Origin of the sequence: Kordia sp. (assembly GCF_022447245.1) — a bacterium.
GTDB lineage: Bacteria > Bacteroidota > Bacteroidia > Flavobacteriales > Flavobacteriaceae > Kordia.
On record NZ_JAKVBC010000009.1, the window covers coordinates 98,892 to 120,811 of the forward strand.

The 21,920-nt window shown below is 32.9% G+C and carries 16 protein-coding genes; 12 read left to right on the top strand and 4 right to left on the bottom strand.

The window, feature by feature from the left end:
- The first annotated feature begins 76 nt into the window (after window positions 1-76).
- The 4 genes from MK119_RS08235 (at window position 77) to MK119_RS08250 (ending at window position 2,222) form a co-directional block, all read left to right on the top strand.
- Window positions 77-223: a hypothetical protein gene (locus MK119_RS08235; RefSeq protein ID WP_290672874.1), complete on the top strand. Its 147-nt coding sequence runs from the start codon at window positions 77-79 to the stop codon at window positions 221-223.
- A gap of 32 nt (window positions 224-255) precedes the next feature.
- Window positions 256-516, top strand: coding sequence for a hypothetical protein (locus MK119_RS08240; protein ID WP_290672876.1), 261 nt, complete (start codon window positions 256-258; stop codon window positions 514-516).
- A gap of 38 nt (window positions 517-554) precedes the next feature.
- Entirely contained in the window at window positions 555-1,220 is a 666-nt protein-coding gene (locus tag MK119_RS08245; RefSeq protein WP_290672878.1) for a hypothetical protein, read from the top strand.
- A 309-nt stretch (window positions 1,221-1,529) separates the two neighbouring features.
- Window positions 1,530-2,222, top strand: coding sequence for a peptidase E (locus MK119_RS08250; protein WP_290672880.1), 693 nt, complete (start codon window positions 1,530-1,532; stop codon window positions 2,220-2,222).
- Window positions 2,223-2,302: 80 nt separating this feature from the next.
- On the opposite strand, the gene MK119_RS08255 is transcribed toward MK119_RS08250, so the two are convergent.
- Both MK119_RS08255 and MK119_RS08260 read right to left on the bottom strand, forming a co-directional pair.
- A complete protein-coding gene (locus tag MK119_RS08255) occupies window positions 2,303-2,965 on the bottom strand; it encodes a carboxypeptidase-like regulatory domain-containing protein (RefSeq protein ID WP_290672882.1) in 663 nt (220 codons plus the stop codon).
- 305 nt (window positions 2,966-3,270) lie between these two features.
- A complete protein-coding gene (locus tag MK119_RS08260) occupies window positions 3,271-9,912 on the bottom strand; it encodes a carboxypeptidase-like regulatory domain-containing protein (protein ID WP_290672884.1) in 6,642 nt (2,213 codons plus the stop codon).
- Between the two features lie 174 nt (window positions 9,913-10,086).
- Here MK119_RS08260 and MK119_RS08265 point away from each other — a divergent pair, with 174 nt between their 5' ends.
- The 7 genes from MK119_RS08265 (at window position 10,087) to MK119_RS08295 (ending at window position 13,942) form a co-directional block, all read left to right on the top strand.
- Window positions 10,087-10,281 (top strand): hypothetical protein, encoded by a 195-nt coding sequence (locus tag MK119_RS08265; RefSeq protein ID WP_290672887.1) that lies wholly within the window; start codon window positions 10,087-10,089, stop codon window positions 10,279-10,281.
- 107 nt (window positions 10,282-10,388) lie between these two features.
- The gene (locus tag MK119_RS08270) at window positions 10,389-11,123 is read left to right on the top strand and encodes a hypothetical protein (RefSeq protein WP_290672889.1); all 735 of its coding nucleotides are present in this window, start codon (window positions 10,389-10,391) and stop codon (window positions 11,121-11,123) included.
- 29 nt (window positions 11,124-11,152) lie between these two features.
- Window positions 11,153-11,527 carry a hypothetical protein gene (locus MK119_RS08275; RefSeq protein ID WP_290672892.1) on the top strand — a complete coding sequence of 125 codons (375 nt, stop codon included), beginning with the start codon at window positions 11,153-11,155 and terminating at the stop codon, window positions 11,525-11,527.
- Between the two features lie 256 nt (window positions 11,528-11,783).
- Entirely contained in the window at window positions 11,784-12,140 is a 357-nt protein-coding gene (locus MK119_RS08280; protein WP_290672895.1) for a hypothetical protein, read from the top strand.
- Window positions 12,141-12,229: 89 nt separating this feature from the next.
- Window positions 12,230-12,796 (top strand): hypothetical protein, encoded by a 567-nt coding sequence (locus tag MK119_RS08285; RefSeq protein ID WP_290676845.1) that lies wholly within the window; start codon window positions 12,230-12,232, stop codon window positions 12,794-12,796.
- 2 nt (window positions 12,797-12,798) lie between these two features.
- Window positions 12,799-13,167, top strand: coding sequence for a hypothetical protein (locus MK119_RS08290; RefSeq protein WP_290676847.1), 369 nt, complete (start codon window positions 12,799-12,801; stop codon window positions 13,165-13,167).
- Window positions 13,168-13,411: 244 nt separating this feature from the next.
- A complete protein-coding gene (locus MK119_RS08295; RefSeq protein WP_290676850.1) occupies window positions 13,412-13,942 on the top strand; it encodes a hypothetical protein in 531 nt (176 codons plus the stop codon).
- 64 nt (window positions 13,943-14,006) lie between these two features.
- Here the strand turns inward: MK119_RS08295 and MK119_RS08300 are convergent, their stop codons facing one another.
- Together MK119_RS08300 and MK119_RS08305 are read right to left on the bottom strand one after the other, a co-directional pair.
- Window positions 14,007-14,249 (bottom strand): hypothetical protein, encoded by a 243-nt coding sequence (locus MK119_RS08300; RefSeq protein ID WP_290676853.1) that lies wholly within the window; start codon window positions 14,247-14,249, stop codon window positions 14,007-14,009.
- A gap of 287 nt (window positions 14,250-14,536) precedes the next feature.
- A complete protein-coding gene (locus MK119_RS08305; protein WP_290676856.1) occupies window positions 14,537-20,620 on the bottom strand; it encodes an MG2 domain-containing protein in 6,084 nt (2,027 codons plus the stop codon).
- Window positions 20,621-20,932: 312 nt separating this feature from the next.
- On the opposite strand from MK119_RS08305, the gene MK119_RS08310 reads away from it, so the two are divergent.
- A complete protein-coding gene (locus tag MK119_RS08310) occupies window positions 20,933-21,886 on the top strand; it encodes a hypothetical protein (protein WP_290676859.1) in 954 nt (317 codons plus the stop codon).
- The last annotated feature ends 34 nt before the right edge of the window (window positions 21,887-21,920 follow it).

The window sequence follows — 21,920 nt, forward strand, 5'->3', positions numbered from 1 at the left end:
TCTGAAAACTTTTGTTAAAGCAACTTTTTGAGATTGCTTTTTTTGTATCTTTTTTCTGAAAAAACAATCAATCATTATGCAATTCATCAATTCAAAAACACTCATCGTATTTCTATTTACGATTACAACACAACTCTTATCTGCACAAAAAGATGAGCGTATTTCTACTGTAGATTTTGTTAAAATTTTAGATGGAAATAAAGCAGAAGCAATCTATTATTAGAAACACAACTGAAAATTTTACGTGTCATGGCAATGGCAGAAAAGTATATTTCTTCTTTCGAAATTATGGAAACCTCCTATTCTGATGAAGCGCCATTTCATATCATGTTGATTACTACGTATGCCAACAAAGAACAATTTGAAGTCCGTGAAAAACACTTTCAAGAACTTATTGAACAAAATGGAGCACTTAATTTATTAAATGATAAAAAACCTAGTGAATTCCGAAAAAATATATTCTGTAAAGAAAATGTGATGCATCATTCTAAAAGAATTTCTGTAAGAAAAAGTTAAAATTCCATATCTTAGGGTTGTAAACCGAAATTGTTACCATGAAAAAGTACCTTACGCTGTTGCTTGTTTTTTATATTCAAGTTGCTTTAACCCAAGACATCCTGATAGAAGAAGGAATTGCATATATAGATGGCAAACCTTATGTGAAAATCATTAAAAAGAATAAGAAAAACTTATTTAAATATCATTTAAAAACAAACAAGGAAATCATACATGTCAAGCTTTCTAAAAAATATAATGTACGAACCGAAAAATACTATCCCAACACAAAGTTGTATTTTTTAAAACAAGATATCGATGCTGCTTTTCCAGAAATAAAAATCACTACAAAAAAGCACATCATCCAATTATTACTTAGTAAGGAATTAATTTTAGCAGATAATTATTTAAATGATGAATTTGCTAAAGAATATCATAAAATAACACCTGTTGGAAAACGCTATGTTAAAACGTTTAAAAAAGACTTAGTAGGTATTTTGTATGATAAATTCAAATCCATAGTCGGCAATGATACGATAGTAAACAATGAAGTAAAATACGAATGTGTATCTACTGCATTTTATACAGTAAAAGAATTGTATGATCGATTTGGCGCTTGGACAAAGGAAAAATATAGAAATACTTATCAAGGACTTCCAGAATTGGTTTGGATGAACGTTCAATTATTTGAAGACGATGATAAAAAATTTACGATTCTTGCCTGAGGTTTAGAATCCAGAAAAACGATTTATGCTTCGGTGATGGTTTTTTTATAAAAATGATTATGATATGTTAGATGAAAAGTCTCTGTTTCGTGCTAAAATTGTAACGCTTTTTTGAGATTTTATAAAGAATGATTAAGATAATAAAAACTTCTATGAAGCCTATTGTACCAAATATGATCCTGAAGGTTGGAAGCGAATACAAGCGCAAAAAAGACAAATGACGACAATGAGAAAATATCCGTATTCTCCATTTACCAAACCTACAAGTGAATCAAAAATTAGAAAACCGAATACTAGAACTAAAAAACAATGAATACTACACCAACTTTATTCGTCTATGGCGGACAAGTCAATCAAGGATTTGTAAAATATACTGCACAACTTACAGGGAAAAAGAAACCGCGAATTTGTTTTTTGCCAACAGCTACAGGTGATGCCGCTTGGTATATTGAATATTGGTACGAGTTATGTCATGACTTAGAAATAGAACCGCATGTCATGAAAATCTGGATTAGTTCTAGTTCACAGAATTGGGATTTTGAAGACTATTTATTAGAAATGGACGCTATTATTATTGGAGGCGGAAATACATTGAACATGATGACACTTTTAAAAGCGCATGAAATAGATAAAGCATTGATGAAAGCTTACAAACAAGGCATCATTTTGGCAGGCGGAAGTGCAGGCTCATTATGTTGGTTTAATGGTGGATTTACAGACTCAAGACCCAAACAACTTACCTTTGTAGAAGGTTTTAATTTTTTACCGTTTAGTCATTGTCCACACTATCATTCGGAGCCGTCACGTCGCCCATTATTTCATAGCAATATTGCCAACGGAATCTTAACCGATGGATATGCTTGTGATGATTTGGCAGGAATTGTTTTTGAAAATGAAAAACCAGTGCATGCCATTTCATTAGATGGAAACAATCATTCGTATTATGTCTACAAAAAAGACGATCAAATCATAGAGGAACGTTTGGAAGCTGAGATTATTTAGTAATTTCATTTTGCACTCACACTAAACGGAGTAGAAGAGAAGTCAACCTACACTGAGCAAGGCCAAGGAGAAGCGTACATTTATAATTTCACAGCTTTCTTAGTTTCCAGCACAGTTCCATCAGCAATGATTCTAATTAAATACATTCCTTTGACTTGTTTTGATAAATCAATCTGAGGAATTTTTGAAAACTTTGTATGCGTAGTCGATTGTAGTAGCATTCCATTCATATTGAAAACTTCTAGTGTAAGCTTTTCATAATCGTGTTGTAAATGTAGTTGAAAGAGTCCATTTCTTGAAGGGTTTGGAAAGATTGTGTTTATTCGTTGCTCACTTAAAATTTGTTCAATTTCTTTTGTTACATTTTCAACACTCTTAGTAAAACTACAAATAGTTTTACAGCGGTGGATAGTAGTACCATATGCTATAACTTCTGCTGTGGCCAATAATTCATGTGAAGTTTTTAATACAACTGAAATATCTTTTTCATCAGTAATTTTGATCTCTTTTGTTTCATACCCAAGGTAAGAAATCTCAAGTATATCTTTTGTCGTCATACCATCAATCGTAAATTCCCCTTTTGTATTGGTAATCACTCCTTTTTTTGAATTTTTCAAAATCACATTTGCGTCAGCCAACGTATTTTTATTTTCATCATATACAGTTCCGTTAATGGATTTCTGCTGTGCATAGCAGGATAACAAAAATAAGGATATGAGTATAAAATGTAGTTTATTTTTCATAGTTAATAAGTTTTTGATTCCTGAGATAACATGGACTGCTGATGTATTTGATTCTGAATCAAAACTATCGTAATTTCTATAACTAAAAAATGAAAAGTACGTGAACAATGCTTTTCAATGAGTCAACATTTAATTTTTATATGATCAAAAAATTTATGAAGTTAGATTCAGGGACAATACATTTTAAAAAAATCATAGATCATAAGAGTAATAAAAATAAGTAGACATATGTCCGTTGCAATGACCCATCATAATATTAGCAAATACAGAGAACTGATTTTTTTTAATATGATTTTAATTTGTGTTTATTTCACCTTGAGTCGAACCCCTTTGGTATGACTTCTCAACTCAGGAGCATACATACTTTCAATGGTGGTAATTCCGTTTGAAAATTCACCACTGTTATTTACACGTACTTCATATTCTAAGATAAAAGTACCTTTTGGAATTCGGTCAAAAAAGAAATTAGTACTTGCATCGCGTGTACTTTCATAATAACCAATACCATCTTGCCATTTGTATTCCGACAATACATTTATTGGTTCTAAACCAGCCGCACGCATATCTTTTAAGTGCATAAACTCAGCTTCTTTTTTATTTTGAATTGTCAAACGAACCGTAATTACATCGCCAATTTTTAATGTGTTTTTTGCGATAGGAACTAAGGTTTCTTTTTCGTTAATAGTTTTTTTTGTATATAATTTTTTAGTGATTTTGAGTGTAGCATCTTTGCTTTGTGTAACCTTGTCTAATTCTTCAAAATATTGCCAGTATGCAGCACCAAAACCTGTTGTTTCCCCGTTGTTTTTAATTTTGATAGTAGCTTTGTCTTTTGTTACCTCAGCTTTCCTCCAAGAAGTTTTAAAATAGCCTGTACCAGCTTCTTTTGCGGTTTCGTCTAGTTTTTTTGTGCTGATTTTTTCTGTTCCAATGGTAAAGCTTGTATTATCTTTGATAGAAACGAATTGTTTCGGATTCAACAATAAAGCATATATCGCTTTGGTAGTGGCTTTGGTTGTTTGCCAACGATTGTATTGTTTTTGTTGTAACAACCATAGCTGCAACTCTTGAATGGTCTTTTCATCTTTGGTAATTTCTGCAAAAGCTTCAATTAGTAATGCTTGTGACTCTACAGCACTCGAATTATAATAACGACGTTCTGTAATTTCTTTCCAGTACATACCATTTTCAGGAGTTTTTACCGCAGACTCTTCTAAAGCATTCATGATTTTTTTGGCATCTTTTCGTTTGCCCATACGCGCTAAAGTAAGTGCAATCATGGCTTTGTCTTCAATAGAAGTCAACATCCAGTTTTTACGTAAGGTTTCCAAATAAAAGAGCATTGCTTTTTCAACTTTGGCTGGAATTTTTATAAACTCAGGAGAAATGCTTCTTGTGTATAAGTATAGAATTTGCTGTCTGTATTTTGCGCCGTTTGGCTCTTTTACAAGGTCCTCATGTGCAAGTAAAAAATGTTTGTCAACAAATTCATAAGCAGCTTCCATGATACTTTTATAATACAGCGTATCTGTATCTTCTGTGATCACATTGAGTTTCAACAAGTGTGCAAAAGTTTGTATAATATGAAGCGTAATGTATTCATTATCTTTTCCGCCAGCAAACCAAGGAAATCCTCCAGATTTAGTTTGTAAGTCCTTCAATTTGTGCCACATTTCTTTTTGCATTTCTTCCAATGCTTTTTCATCAAAGAGTCTGGCTAATTGTTGCTTTTTCTGAGTTTCTGAAACCGCATCGCGAACCCAAGGAGTTTCAGAAATCAATAATGATTTTAATTCTGGATTTTTCTCTAAGTCAGAAGTCAATTGTCCATTGGCTTTCCAAGTTTCAAAGACTTCTTTCACTTTTGGCGAATTCTGTAAAATATGCGCGGCAATCATGTTGGCATACAAACGGGAGAAGGTTTGTTCGGCACATTCATACGGATATTCTATCAAATAAGGTAACGATTGAATGGCGCTCCAAGTTGGATTAGACGTGTATTCCAAGGCCAATTGATGTTGTTGTAAAGTTTCACTAGTAGTGTTGGCTAGTTTGTTAAAACGAATTTCTTTTTGCTCACCAGCTTTTACCAAAATTGGTGTTGCTTCTGTGATAAGGTCACTATTTTTAAGTACAGGAAGTACACTTTCTTCTCCATCAGAGAAATTTCCAGCGGAAGCGATTACTTTATACTGAATTGCATCAATTCCTTTTGGAATATAAAGTTTCCAAGAGACCGTTGTATTGCCTTTTGCATCTACAGAAAATGCTTTATTCTTATCTGTGAGATGTATTTTTTCGTCAATTGCGTCCATAGTTGTAGCATCAAAAAAGCGTAAGGACGAAATACCTTTGGTAGCTTTTTCTTGGAGATTTACAATTTTTGCAGAGATCACAATTGTATCTTTTTCACGTAAAAAACGCGGCATATTTGGCACAACCATCAATTCTTTCTGTGTCACAGCGTTTTTGTACAGTACTTCAAACATACCATTTTTTTGATGCGCAAAGAGTTGAAATTTCCAACGCGTCAACGATTCAGGAACTTCAAACTCAACGGCAACATTTCCGTCTGCATCGGTTCGTAAATGCGGATAGAAAAAAGCAGTTTCCTTTAAGTTTTTACGTGTTTCTACTGCATCTAAGTCTTTTTCTGTAAGACCTACAATTATATTTACACCATCAATTACCTCTTGTTTTGTTCCATATTTTGTACTGATAATTACGACACCGCCAGCACCTCTGTTTCCGTATAATGCTGTTGCAGACGCATCTTTTAATACACTTAGTTCAGAAATATTATCTTGGGATAAGTTTCTAAATGTGTTTGCATCTACTGGTACGCCATCAACTACGAATAACGGTTCTACATCACTTTTTAATGAGTTGACGCCTCTTATAGTCACGGTAGTACTACTGCCAGTATAACCGTTACTAGTAGAAATATTGACACCTGCAGCCATACCTTGCAGCATTTGATCTAGATTGCCCATTGGAACAGCATTGACAGAAACACCATTTACAGTCACAGTCATTCCAGTGCTAACACGTTTTCGAGAAATACCATAAGCAACGACCATTACAGATTCCAGTTCTTCTCCTTGTTCCAATTGTACATTGATGTCGCTACGTAAACCAACAGGAATTTCTTGAGTTTCATAACCAACATAACTTACCACTAAAGTATCATCGGAAGCAGCATCAATACTATACAAACCATCAAAATCTGTGGCAGTACCTTGTTTGGTTCCTTTAATTTGTATGGAAGCTCCAGGAAGTGGCATACCTGATTCGTCTAAGATATGACCAGTAATGTTTCCGATTATAATATTTCTATATTTTTGTTTCTTCTTTTTTGAAAGTCTACCAATATACTTATAGTTAGCATTGGTGACATCGTTAAAATCTAATCCAAACCAATCAAAGTGCAAGTAGTTTTTGAAGATAGGCATGAATATCTGATCGGTAATGTTATAAAATTGATGTGATCGTGTTGTTATGAAATAGTCACTATGCATATTTGGAATGTCATACCTGCTTCCACCATAATGACCGTTACTTGGATCCCAAAAATGTTTTTTAAACTGATCGAGCGACTCATCATACATAGAAGCCAATACTTCGGCATTGCTTGGATTTTTTTCTAAATCGAGAATTTTAAATCGCCATGTTTCTTGTTGTCCAGGAGTTAACTTACTAAGGAATGTTTCTGTTTTAATCGTAAGGAATTTATTTCTTTCATATAGTTTAAACGAAAATTGATCATCATAAAAACTATTGAATTTGGTAAAACTCATACGAATTGTATACTGATCTGTGTGTTTTGTATTTATAGGAATTCGAACGATTTTAGAACCTTGTTCAATGGTTGCTAATTGAGTAGAAAGTAATTTCCCTTGATAGAATTTATGAAGTAATATATTCAATTTTTCATTACGTAATGCAGTGGAAAGTTTTACCTGTACAAAACCGTCATTTTTGTAATCTGTATTCAATATTTCATAATCAAAAAGTTGATTGTCGTGTAAATACAAATCGTTTTTGTCAGTAATAAAAAAGGTTTTTCTTGAAGTAACGCTATCCTTTCTTCGTTCATCATAGGCTTTGCTTTCAATGATATATTTTCCAGATTCCCATGTAGAAGTATCAAAAGTTAGCGTATTCTTATTCGCAGTATCAAACACAGCATCTGCTACTTCAGCAGCTTTTTCATTGGCTTGTTGTTCTTCTTCAGAATTATAACTGGTATGTGGAAACTGTTTGATAAATGCAGCTTTCGAAATGAGTTGCGTTCTTGGTGAATTCCAAGGTCTTTCTCGAAATACACGCGAATCTTTTTTCAGTTTATGAATGCTTACTTTTCCAATAGTCATATATGGAACACCATTTAGATCATCTGCGGAGATTTGAACTTTTAACGGATTTGTACGTTCATTTTTAGCAGGAATGTCTGTATATAAACGGAAACCTTCACGATTTACAAGAACGCTTTTTTCTGCTGTTTGTGTTTCCCCATTGATATCCGTAATTTCAATGTTGATATCGTATTTGTAATCGAATACTAAATCTAATGGAATTTCGTCATTAGTTTTGGTTACAAACGGGATCATAAACTTTCCGTTAGCATCAGTTTTAGTAATCGTATCTTTAATGATTTCTGGCTTTAGATATTTTTTTCGTGTTTCATAAGAATCAAAATTCGCGCTCACTTCTCTACGTATAGTATATTTTACTTTAGCATCTGTTACAGGACTGCCCAACAATGCTTTTGCATACCCAGAAATTTGAACAGAATCATTGAAGGAGATATTTTTTGTAAGTGGATTGAGTGTAATCTCAAATCGTGGACGTTTGTATTCTTCTACCTGAAATACATGTTCATCTTCATAAAAGTTATCAATACGATCCCAAAACGGATGTTCATCTTCTTCATAATCATAATCTTCTTCTACAGACAATCTAAATTTGCCCGTACCTGCATTTTTCGGAATGACAAACGAGCCGCTAAAAGAACCAAATTCGTTGGTTTTGAGTCGCATCATTTTAATTTCATCACCAGCAGCTGATTCAATTCTAATTGGAAAAACCACGTTAGATACTGCTGCACTTACATCATTTGTTTCTTTCAATACAATTACTTTAAAATAGGCTGTTTGCCCAGGTCTGTAAATGCTTCTGTCCATAAAAACAAAAGGTCTGGCTATGGTGCGTATTTCCTCTTCTTGATTATCTGTGTAACTACTGCGCGAATCTAAATACATATTGTTTTCATATAAAGTATCATTTTCAAATAAGATATATTTCTGAACACGTTTGTATTCTTTACGCTTGTTTATATATGCGTTTCCATATACATTCGTGCGCTCCTTTTGATTGATACTTTTTTTAGTATTGAACACATGAATTGTAGCATTGTGGATTGGCTTTCCTGTGGTACGATTCAAAACCGTGTACATTTCTTTGTTTTCGAAACTTGTGGTAGCCTGTGTCAAGTTTGTTTTTTGGATAAAATCATACGCAAGCACATTGGTGTAGACTTCTCCTTTTGGATTGTCGGAAAGTGTAATTAAATAGTGTCCTTTTGGCAATGGACTCATACTAATCTCCGTAGTATGTTCGTAATAATATTTAGGGATTTTTGTGATATATAATTGTTTAAAAACTTCTTTTTTCTTTTTTAGAAAATCACCAATCAGAGAATCTCTCTTAACATAATTTGTGTTTTCTGCTAACGCGTGAGAGATGCGATATGCTTTTAAAAACAGTGTGTCAACATTTCGGGCCTTAACTTGTATCAATAAAGGTTTGTTGGGAATACTATATGTTTCCGTTTTGAATCGTATTGTTTTTTGTTCAATCTTTTTTTGAAGTAATTGACATTTGATACTTCCTTCCGAATTAGGATATTTGGCAACCATTTTTTTAGTAATGTTCAAGGCTCTAATACGTAATTTTTTATAATCTTCAGAATTTCTAAAAAGATAACTTTTGGACATGGAAAGTAATTGATCGGCAATTTCGTATTGAATCAAAGCTTCCAAAGGATCATTTTGATACTTACTAGCAAGTTGCTGCAACGCTTTGATATAGTCGTCGCTGTACTCTTGATCCAGTGATTTTTCAGATATAAATTTCAAGCGTTGGATAACTACGTCAATATAAGCTTCCTTTTTGTCTTTATAAATACGTTCTAATTTTTGGAAAAGTTGTAAAGTAGCATTGCGAGAAAAGATATTTTTTGTGCTGATTTCAAAATTTCGTTGTAAAAAATCGTCACCAATAGCAAAATCCTTTGAAGAGAATTGCTTGCTATTAGTTTCGTAATAATAGGGAATTTCATGTTTGTAAAATTCGAGCATATTGTACAAAAGAATATCATACAAACTCGAACGGTATTTTTTGGTATTGGCTTTTCCATCTAATAACACCATATAATCTTCCACTGGAAGTTGCAATAAGGCTGTTCCCTTAGTGATGGAATGCTGAAAACGTTCGTGAATTTCATCGATAAACATTTCTGTATTCCACAATTGAATGTCGTCAGGAAGTACGTCGGAAGCCAATATAGAACGTTGTCGTATCTTATATTCATACTTCTTAAAATACTGAGCTAAAAAACGCGCATACATGTTCTCTAAAATAGCATTTGTAGGGAACGAATGTTGCTCCATTTCTTTTCTTAATGTTTGAAGCACAGTTTCTTCAGAACTATCTGTAATAAGCAATGAAAATTTGGTCAAATAGATAAAACTCTTAACGGTTTGTGCAGCATTCTGTTCTTTTTCCGCGTTTTTATAAATATGTTTTACCATGCGATTGGCGGAAGAAAGTTTTCCTTTCAATTCAAAATTTTCTACTTTTTGCCACTTTTTTGTATAGTTATATTGCGCAATACTCAATTGAACAAAACACAGCAGGCAAAAACTCAGTACGAATATTTTTTTCATGGGATCTTTCAATTCGGTTGATAAGCAAATGACTACAAACTCCTGTAAAGATACAATAACGGATTAGGGAATATAGTTTATGAATTAGGGAACAGCTTTTTTTTAGAACTTTAATTTTGATGTCACCTAAGATTCCTATAGCTTTAACAAACAAAACCGATAACACCTGTATTTATGAAATATATACCGCAATTCTTTTTTTGGGCAACTTCTTTTTGTTTTAGTCAAGAGATTTCTGAAAAAGTAGTTCCGTTAAAAGATTTAAAAGCTGTTTTGGCTACCATTTTGGAAACTGAACAAACACCGATACAACAAAGAGATGCAGCTAGAAGAAAACATAGCATCGATTCTGAACAGTTTCAAAAATAACACAGACTTATAAAAAAGAGCTTAAAGAGAACAGGCGAGTTTATAAAATAAAAGAAAAACAAAAATTAACCAACCATACGTATCTTGGTTGACAATCATTACTATATATGAAAAACCATATTACTTTTTTGTTAGGTTTTGTGTTAGCTTTCGGGAATGTACATGCACAGGAATTTCCGAAACCAAAAATAGCATCACCAGAAACACTTTTTTATGATTATTTGGACAACGAACATATTTCTGATCCCACAAAATTTAATGGAAAAGTCAAAAAAGTAGTTCGAACGTTCAAAGAATATGATCAAAGTGCTAACACTACTACGATTGAAAAAATAAATTTGTTTGTCAATAAAAATAATGTGCTAGAAAAGACAGTTCGACGAACATATTCGTTTGGAATAGAAGATTATAAAGAAGTCACAAATCATTTAGAAGAACCCAAAGCTGAAATTGTTAAAAAAGGCAATCAAACCATAAAAAAAATTATTAAAAACGAACCAGAAAATAATTTTTATATAGAAAACGAATTCAAAGGAGACGATCAATATATGTATGAAAATGATCGACTGATTGCACTTTACAATAATATAGACAGTATATCCTATAGGTATGATGCAAAAGATCGTTTAATTTCAATTCGTAGCTTGGAAAGCTTAGTAGCAGAAGAATATGATGAAAATGAAAATCTGGTAGCCTATTGGCAATATGATTTTGAAGATAAAGCATTTGAAAAAATATACTACAAAAACGATTTGCCTACTCGAAAAGTTGCGTACGATAAATTTGGCGAAGTCATTGATGTTTATAAAAAACATACACGTATTCCTCAAACAAATTACTAGAGAAGTTTCAAACCGAATACAAACGCTATTTGTTTGATTATTATGATACGTCAATTCCAATAGACAAGCAGAAATACGAGGAATTTCCAAGAGTTGAAACCAACGACAGTATTCAAATGGGAACATTTCAGTATTCAAAAACCAATAAAATTACTGCGTATCATAGAACAAAAGGTGAAGAAAAAGAAACCTACACGATAACCTATGACAAGAATGATCGGATGTATTTTGTAGAAGGAACGCTGGTGTTTTACCAAAAAGGAAAACTAGTTCCGCTCAATATTGAATATGAATATTTATACGATGAAAAAGGAAATCCGAGTTCTATACGATCGTATTATTATTTAGGTGGAGAAAAATTACTGCATAAAGAAACTACTTTTGAGATTACATATTATGAATAAACATGCTATAACTTAATTGCAGGATTCTATGAAACATAGCATATACTTTATTTTGATTTGTTTTTTGATGAGTTGCGGATCAAAAGAAAAAGAAACTACAAAAAAGCAAGCTAAAGAAACGCAAACTGTAGTTTCGGTTGATACTTAGAGTATTGTTGCTAACACTTTTGATAAATTAAATGTAATCGCACCTAAAGGAAGTCAATTACTAAGTGAAAGTGTAAAAATTCGAAATTTAGGGTTTGATGGCTACACTTTGCAAAAGGTCGAAGTGTCAGAATGTGAAGAATCTGGAGATGGAACACAAGATCCTAATGATGATAAAAAAATCAAATCTATTAGCTTTAAAGACAATACATTTACCGTTGAATTTACTGTAGTAGAAAATTGTTGTTCAGCGTTTTTGTGTGAAGCAGAATTAGTAAGCAAATCCACACTGAACATCATATATCATGCTTATGGAAGACATTGTACTTGCTATTGTAAATTTATGTTGAAATATACTTTTGAAAAAAATGATTTCCTTGAAAACCTTGGAGAGAAAAAAATACCGATCACTCATGTACAATTCAATAGTGTTCGAAGCTCTAGAAAAAGATTCAAAAAATTCTAAATAATATACCGCTAATGAGATACTTTATTGTATTCATACTTTTTGGTTTTCTAAGTTGAACAACTAAAACGAGATCAGCAGACATTTGTTTGCCAGATGCAGGTATTAAAACTGCAAAAATGTATGCTGTAAATAATGCTGAGTATTATCGTATTTTAGAATATGATAGGAAAGGAAATCCTATAAAAGAATATCTCAAACTATTAAAAAAGACATATCAGCACGTGTTTATAAATGATACGTTGCGATATACTATAACTGAAAACTTAGATAGAGGAAATTATCCTGAAGGTGAACCAGATGCTGACTATATAGATACACTGTTTGTAAAGAAATTTGAAAAAGATGCAGGAAGGTATCTTTATGTTCAACTAGAGAATAAATTTGGTCTTCAAATTGAATTTACAATAACTAATTGTAGAAAAGAAGTATTAGTTGTGCATCTAAAAGGGAAGAAAATGCATGATATAGAATCCATAAAAGAAGATGGAAATGTCATCAAAACCATTGGCGTATATAATGAACCAGAAAAAACGATAGAAATCGTGAACTACACAGATTATAAATTTGATAGCCAAGGACATTGGGTTGAAAGGACATTGCGATTTGATGATGGCGGTATGACTATTCAAAAACGCGAATTAGAATATTATTAAATATGGGATTAGATATACTATTACAAACAGAAATTGAACTAGAAACAAAAGGCCTAGATGATTATAATACCCAAAGCTTAAGCCGTGAATTTTGCAATTTAATCTGTCGAAGAGATATAGTTGATCATGAAGCTGAATTGGATCAAATTGGCAGACTAACGAATGTTGATGTTTCTTGTATTTATCAGATGAATATGTATCCTGATGAAGGTGATATTGCAGAAGCTATAGAGTTTGCTGTAAATGAAGCTGAAAAAGAAAAGATTCTGGCTGAAGCAGAAATTTCCAGAAAAGCAATTACGGGAAATATTGATACGATATTGCAAACACTCAATGCACTCCTTGAAAAATTATCCAACATATTGAATTAGCCTTCTTTATTACACCAAACGGATGATGATGCACTAAACTCAAAGTATTACTTTTCAGATTTTAATCAAGACAAAGGAAAAGGATATATTGATAATAATTTTGGTCAAGATTTACGAAACTTTAAACGTTTTGTAGAAACCGCTAAATCTATAGGAAACAAAACTATTTGGTTCATGTATGGGTAATTTCTATACGATCGTATTAGAAATGCCGTTGTATTTGAAGATCTATTAAATCTACTAAATGAAAAAAATAATAATTACTTTATGCAGCATTGTAATGGTAAGCTGTAACAGCTGTCCTGAAACGGAATCATATGCTACTTCTTGCTTTCAAAATGCTTCAAAACTACTTAAAAATAAAGCGACAAGTCAATTAGACTTTGCAGAAATTATCAATTGTTTTGAATGGGATCGTTTGGAAATTCATTCTAAGAGTAATCATGAAGAGCTTAGCTGTTTCAAATTCCATCAAGTAGATCTTGATGATGGAATTCATTTAGGAAAAGATTTAGAAGCTGAAATGGATTTTATCGATGGTGATCGTCATTGGTATTTTATACATTTTTACAAATATGATCAATTATTACCTGAAATTTTAGCTATCAATGAAGGGATTGCTAGTTTTTATAATTTGACACAAGACAGAAAATTGACACCATCTTTTCAAAAAGAAGCAGCTAACTTTTACTATACAAAAAGTATATATGGCGGAATTGCAGGAGAAACGTTGATGAAGCAACGACAACTTATTAAACTAGCTTCTGAAAAATAAAGTCATTTCTTAAGAAATAGAAACGACTTTGTGCATAAAAACAGTACGTCTTTTATTGTACGTCTCATTCAAGTTTTATTTGTCTTTGTGAAATTCTATATTGTAATTGTAAAGTGTTAAACTCTACAATAACTGGTGTTTGTTCAGGATGCAAAGGAATTGAAGGCGGTTGTCCGTTAACACCATAATAAACTTCTACTTGACCTGATGGTTCAAAAGTAAGTAAAACTTGTTCTGGGTACTTACTTGGTCTCACCTGTGCCTGACCATTGGTTCCTTGATCTAAAAGTAGTTTGGATCTTGTCATAATGACGTATTTTAAAAGATTAATAAATAATAGTTTGGTTATTGATATTATAAAATTGCATCTTTATAAGTTGCTGAGTGAGAGTAGCATTAACCAATGCGAAATACAGGTATATTAACAGCAGAAGTAAGTGTTTTCTCTTAATTCTATGAAATAAGTATTAGCTGTAAAGGAACTATTTGAAAGTCAGCTAGTTTTTAGCTGAAGTAAAAGAAAAACGCCTGTGTTATCTCAATTGTATGATAACACAGACGTATATGATTTCAAAGATGATCCAAAGGATAAACCTAATCCACTTTTACACGGACACCTTCACTATGACTGCTAAATTCTGGCGCATACATACTTTGAATGGTGGTAATTCCATTGGAGAAATCTCCTTTATTATTGACACGTAAATCGTATTCAAAAACAAAAATACCTTTTGGTAAATAGTCAAAGAAGAAGTTAGTGCTTGCATCTTTGGTACTTTCATAATAACCCAAACCATCTTGCCTTTTGTATTGCGATAATACATTCACAGGTTCAAAACCAGCAGCACGCATATCTTTCATATGTACAAATTCCATAGGTCTGTCGTTTCGCAATTCAATACGAACACGTACTAAATCGCCTAATTCCAATTTGGTATTTTCGTCAATTTCGGTAATCACTTCGCCAGTACTGTCATACGTTCGTTTGAACAATTTTTTCTTCAATTGTAAAGACGTTTCTGCAGTTGTGATTTTATCCAAATCTTCAAAATATTGCCAGTACAATCCGCCCCAAGCAATCCCATTTCCTTTCTTCGTGATGGTCACTGTTGCCATTTCTGGTTTCACTTCGTTTCCATTCCATGAGGTTTTAAAATACCCAGTACCAGCTTCTACTTTTACATTTTCTAATGTTTCAGGCGAAATCTTTTGATCACCAATAGTTACATCAACCATATCTGTTACCGAAAGCCAATCACTTCCTTGTAATAATAATGCATACACTGCATCCGAAGTCGCTTTGGTGGTAGACCAACGATTGGTTTGTTTGTGCTTCAATAACCAAATCTTTAGATTATCTACCGTAGTGATATCTTCTGAAATTTCAGCAAAAGCTTCAATCATCAAGGCTTGTGTCTCAATAGGTGCTTGATACCAATACCAAGAAGCAGTATTTGCTTTCCAATACATGCCCAATTCTTCACTTGTAATACTATTTTCTTGAAGTGAACGTAAAATTCCTGTTGCTGTTTTTGCATGATTCATTCGGTGCGAAACCAATGCCATCAAACCTTTGGCATATAAGCTGCGTTTTAACCAATATTGATCAATTTGGCCTAAGTAATAGTTCATGATTTTTTGCACATCATTTGAAGCTGGAATTTCCTCAAAGAAGCTTCGCATATACAAATAGTGCAACTGCGTGTAAGACAAATGATCTTTTGATAAATCTGCTTTTTTATCGTATTTGCGAATGTCATTATATTCTTTAACGAATTCCTTATCAAGATAGGTAACGGCTTTTTGTACAAGCCTTTTGGTATCATTATCTTGTTTTACATTCACGCCTAATTTTCTTAAATGACCAAAGCCAGTCATAATATGTTGCGTGATGAATCTATTGCCACGTCCGTCAGCAAACCAAGGAAAAGCACCTGAAAGCAACTGCATTTGTTGTAGCTTTTTGAACGTACGTGTTTCTTCATTTTTCATACGATTCAGATCAAATAACAAGGCAATTCGCTTTTTTTGTTCTGTTTCTGACTGTGCATCGCGAACCCACGGAGTTTCTTGCAGTATTAACGATTTTAATTCCTGATTCTTCTCTAAATTACTCAACAAGGCATCTGAAGATTTCCACTGATTGAACACATCTTGAATTCTAGGATTGCTATTTGCAATATGACTAGCCAACGAATTTGCGTAATAACGTGAAAATGTTTGCTCCGAACACTCATACGGATATTCCATTAAATATGGTAAGGCTTGTACAGCATACCACGCAGGATTAGAAGTCATTTCCAAACTCAATTTGTGATGTGCAAGCGTACTAGATTTTGTATTTGCTAATTTGTCTAAAGTAAATGTCTTTGTTTCGTCAGAACGAATCCACATAGGAAGTGTTTCTGTTACTAACATTCTGTTTGACAATACAGGCAATGCATTTTGTTCGCCATCACAAAATTCGCCTGCTTTGGCAATAATGGTATACTGAACCGCTTGTAAATTTTGTGGTACATACAGTGTCCACGAAACTTGTGTATTTCCTTTGGCATCTACTGAAAAAGATTGTGTTGGATTTCCGGTACGTGGAAACAACGCAGGATTGATATCGTTTCCATTTATTGGATCTTCCAATTGTAAGGAAGCTTCACCACGTAAGTTCTTTTCAGAAAGATTAGAAATTTTTGTGCTGATTACAACTTCATCACCTTCACGGAAAAAACGTGGCGCATTTGGCAACACCATCAATTCTTTCTGTGTTACTGTTGTCAGTGTTTTTGTTGCAGAATGCAATTCTTTGGTATGTGCTAATAATTGTACATTCCATTTGGTCAACGCTTCAGGTGTTGTAAAAGTAAATGAAACATTGCCTTCACTATCAGTTTGTAATTGTGGAAAGAAAAAGGCAGTTTCATTTAAATTTTTTCTTGGAACTACAGTTTCATTAGACAATGGTTTTTGAAGAGCATTTCCATTAGTAATTGTATCATATTGTGCCAATTTATTACCACTAATCTTAGCTTTTTTATCTCCAAGGCCATATTGTAATTCAGTATTTCCAGCATCATCATAATCGGCTTCTTCTTCAACTTCAGCCACTTTCATTGTTACAGGCTCAGCCATTCTCGCAGATTCAAACACTACGCCTTTTCTAAAACGACCTCGTCTTGAACCGTGAAAATACAAGCCAAACCAATTGAGTCGATCATACGATTGTGCAGAGTAACTATAGTTATTTCTATAAGTATCTCCAAAACGTGTAACTCCGAAACTTTTACCTGCATTGATATTTATATAACTGTAATATTTTGGTTGATAGAACGGACTAAAACTCCATTTGTGAGATCTGAATTCATCCAGAGAAGCGTCATACATGCTAGAAAGCATTTCTGCAGCTACCTTTTCACCTTTTGGTCCTTTGATACGGAAACTCCAAGTTTCCTCTTGTCCAGGCTTTAATTTATCTCTGAAGGTTGAGGTTTCTATCGTTAATTTTGTTGGTGGATATTTTACAACTACTGAAACTTGTTTTTCAACATAACTATTAAAAATGGTTCCTGTGCAATGAATTTTAAAGCCACCTTCATCTTTTTTGTCAACAGGAATTTTAATCGTTTTTTTACCATCTTTTAATGAAACTTGATATGATTGTACAATCTGTTTATCTTTTTCGATATCAACCGTAACCTTCATTGCTTTTGTTGCCGAATTGATTGTTAAAAGGACTTCGTCACCTGATTCATACGCTTTTTTATCAACAGCTATTTCCAATAATTTGTTATCGGCAGCAATTTTATCTTTTGTATTCCAAACATCTGTGTACATGACATCTTTGATCTCATAACCATTTTCATCAATGGTGAGCAATTCTACAATGTATTTTCCTGATTCCCAACGTTTAATTTTTCCTAATTCGAGTTTGTTGCTTTTTTCGGTATCAAACGTTTCACTAAATACATTTTTGCCTTTTTTCCATTTTAAATAATCCTGTTCTTCAACAGTATACGCTTCATGTGGAAACAACTTTTTGAATTCAGTTTCTGAAATGGATTTGTAATCAGGAACTTTAAAAGGACGTGGACGTAATACACGATCTGGTGCTTGTAATTTATGAATCGTTAATGTTCCCTTAGCAGGAACTTTTTCACCATTTAGATTTTTTATAATGACTTTTGCAGTGTAATCACGTTTGGTGGCATTCAACTTACGATCCATCACAATATTGGCATTTAAACTGTGATAACCCACATGAACAATGGTTGAGGTACTGCGCGTTTCTCCATTGATATCTGTAATATTTGCGGTAACTTCATAATCAAATACAGGCAGTAATTCTTTGTCAGCACTTGCATCAGGAATAGCTTTGAAGGTAATTTCAAAATTTCCAGATGCATCTGTCGTTGTTTCTCCACTAGTAATTTGTTGTGAATCTGTATTTAGATAAGGTCTTCTCCAAAATGCCCAATGTGGATAGCGTGGCGTACGTTTTACAGAATAACTAACTTTTGCATCAGAGATGGTACTTCCCGCGAAAGCGATAGCATTTCCTTTAGCTATGACAGAATCATTTATGGCAAATGCTTTTGTAATTGGTAAAAACGTTGCTTCAAACTTTGGACGTTTGTATTCTTCCACAGAAAAATTAGTGCTTCCAATACCTTGATCATCTTTGAATACTTGGATTGAGTAATTTCCTGTTAAGCCATTATTAGGGATCACAAATTCGCCTTTTAATGAACCGTATTCGTTGGTGCTAAATGATTGTTCACTGACAATTTGATAATTCGCATCGCGCAGTGTGAGTTTCACTTTTTCGTTGCTTTCAATGGTAGATTTTGTACCTTCTCTTCGAACTAAAATTCCTTTGAAATACACTATTTGCGATGGTCTGTAAATACTTCTGTCTGTAAATAAAAAGAGTGAACTTCTTGGATTTGAATTGTCAGAAAGGTTTCGACTGTAGAAATTAAAATTGTCAAAGTGAGCAACATCGTTTTGTTTCGAAACTTTGATGTCTAAATCATACATACGACCACTATGATTTCCGTTTAGTGTAGCACTTCCTGTATTATCTGTTGTGAGTGTTTGCGTTTGTGTTTTTCCTCTGTAGCCGACTTTGTATGATATATGAAGTTTTTGATTCGGAATTGATGTTCCGTCATTTCTGTCTGTAAGTTGAAAAATATACCTAGATGCTGTTTTTTTATGCGTAATGGCAATATTGGTTACTTGTATGATATCAGTAGCTAAAAACGATTTCTTTAGCGTTTCAGTCGGAGAAGCCGTAATGAGATAGAAACCATTTTTTAATGGTGGGACTGCAACTTCAGTAGTGTGATTATGATAATCATTTTCTGTAGGTAAATTAGCATTCCATGTTTCACTAATTGGCAACTTGTTGATGAATTTTACACGTTCTACATCATTGTATAATTCATAATAATTTTTCAATTGATTATAATTGATTTTACGCACAGAAAAATACAATTGTGCTACATTTTGATAATTGATAGATAGTATCGAATGTTTCCCAATTGGAATGACTTCTTCTGTTGTGAGTCTAATTATTTTTTCTTCAATATTGCTTTTAATGACTTTACACTTTTTGGCAGCTTCACTTTCTGGAAACTTACTAATGACTGCATCACATAATGTGATGGCAGTTTTATATTTCCACTTGTACTTTTCTGGAGTATTGATATTGTATTGATCTCCAAATTGCTTTTGTAATTCGGCAGTTTCAGCATCGTACATTCCTGAATATGGATGCGATGCGAAAGTCGTTTTTTCATTCTGATACACTTGAATCAGTTTTTCTTTTGATCCTTTAAATGTAGCGTTGCCTTGTACAAACTTCAAACGCTCTATATTTACATTGATTAAGGCTTCTGGAGATTTGTCATTTAAGTGAAAACGAATCAAATCCTGATAGATTTTTAATGCTTTAAATTCTTGTGAAAGTGCATCTTTAGAAGTTAAACTAAGTTCTGAAAAAAGTGTTGCATCGCACAAATACTCCTCATTGTCAATTTCAAAAGTCTCACTTGGTTTGGTAATTGTGTTTTCAGGCGATTTGAAAAACTCTAAGGCATTATGAGCCAAGAAGTCATATACCGTTGGGCGATAAATTTTAGATCCTTTTTGTGTGTTTAAAATTTCGTTGAACTCTTTTAAGTTGATATTTTGTAACTGTGCTGGATTTTCGAGAGAAGCTTCTAAAAGTGTAAAAACTTCCTTAAATAAAGTATCTAAATCCCACGTTCTAAAATCATTGGTATCTACTTTTTCTGCAGTCTTCGTTCGATCGTAAAATTTATAACGATTTGCTTGAAAATATTGCCAATACAACTGTCCTAAAATACTTTGTAAAATATTTTTTGAAGGAAATGTTTGTGTGGCAATTTCTGCTTTGAGTTCATTGACAATTGTTAATTCTGCATTTTCTTCTAGTGTTAACTGATAGTTAGATTTGTGCAGAAATGCTTTGATGATCTGCGGATTGTTTTGATCGCGCTTTGCAATTGCGTAAATTTGGGAGACTTTTTCTAAAGCTGACTTGGTCAATCCTTTGTTTTCAAGCGCAGTTACTTCTTTCCATAATTGGGAATATTTTTCTTGGGCGTCTGAGAATTGACTAAACAATAGAATCATAAATAAAGTGAGGACGTTTTTCATTCGGGTTATAATTTATTCACAATGTAAAAGCTATTCTTTCGTTGTTCTTAGTATAAAACTTTACAATAGGTTTTTTACGTATGTAAAGTAAGAATTTTTACAAACAATAGCGTTTACTTGTGTGTTATTATTTTGATACATCTAAATTTTAAAAAACAAAGAGTATTCCAAAAATTGATCTTGATACTATTTATTTCTTAAAAACCGTAAGCAAATAAAGAAGTGAATGACCAAAGCTTTAGATATTTTGTATATGAAATAGTATCTTTGAGATTAATAAGTTCATAAGTTATTGAAATTAAGAAAAAACAAATGAAGTATTATTTTTTAGTCCTTTTATGTGTTCCGATGTTATTAATGAGTCAAACAACAGCCGAAACAGTCAAACAATTATTTGATAGTAAACAGTATAGTAAAGCAGAATCTATTTTAAAAGTTGCGGTAGAAAATTCACCGAACGATCGCCAGTTGATTGAGCTTTTAGGTGATGCGTATGGATATCAAGAAAAATGGGATGGCGCTATTGAAAACTATGAAAAACTAGTTAAAATGGACGATTATAATGCAAATTACCATTATAAGTTTGGAGGTGCTAAAGGAATGAAAGCTTTGGAAGTGAGTAAATTTAGAGCTTTAGGATTAATTGGTGATGTAAAAAGATCCTTTAACCGTGCTGCTGAACTTGATCCTACACATATTGATGTGCGCTGGGCAATGGTTGAATTGTATATGCAATTGCCCGGAATTATTGGAGGAAGCTATAAGAAATCAATGAAGTATGCCAACGAATTGGAAAACCTTTCCAAAGTAGATGGCTATTTAGCCAAAGGATATATTTACGAATACGATGATGAACCTGAATTGGCAGAAGAATATTATAAAAAAGCGATTGAAGTTGGTGGATCTGTAACTTGTTATGATAAGTTGACAAGTTTATATCAGAAAGAGCATAAGCCTTTAAAAGCCATTGAAAATATGGAAAACTCGCATAAGAAACACCAACGTAATGCAATACATTATCAAATTGGAAAGGTTGCTGCCGATTATAATGTTCAGTTAGAAAAAGGGGAAAAGTGTTTGTATACTTACATCACAAATTATACAGCAAAAGATGGCGTACCTGTGTGTTGGGCATATTACCGCTTGTCGCAAATCTTTACGCACAAAGGTGATAAAAGCAAGGCCTTGGAATGGATTAATAAAGCTTTAGCAGCTGAACAATTAGATCCATTTGAAGAACACAAAGAGAAGATTTTGAAGATGTAATGAATACTGTTAATTTGGCTTTTCTGTAGATGTA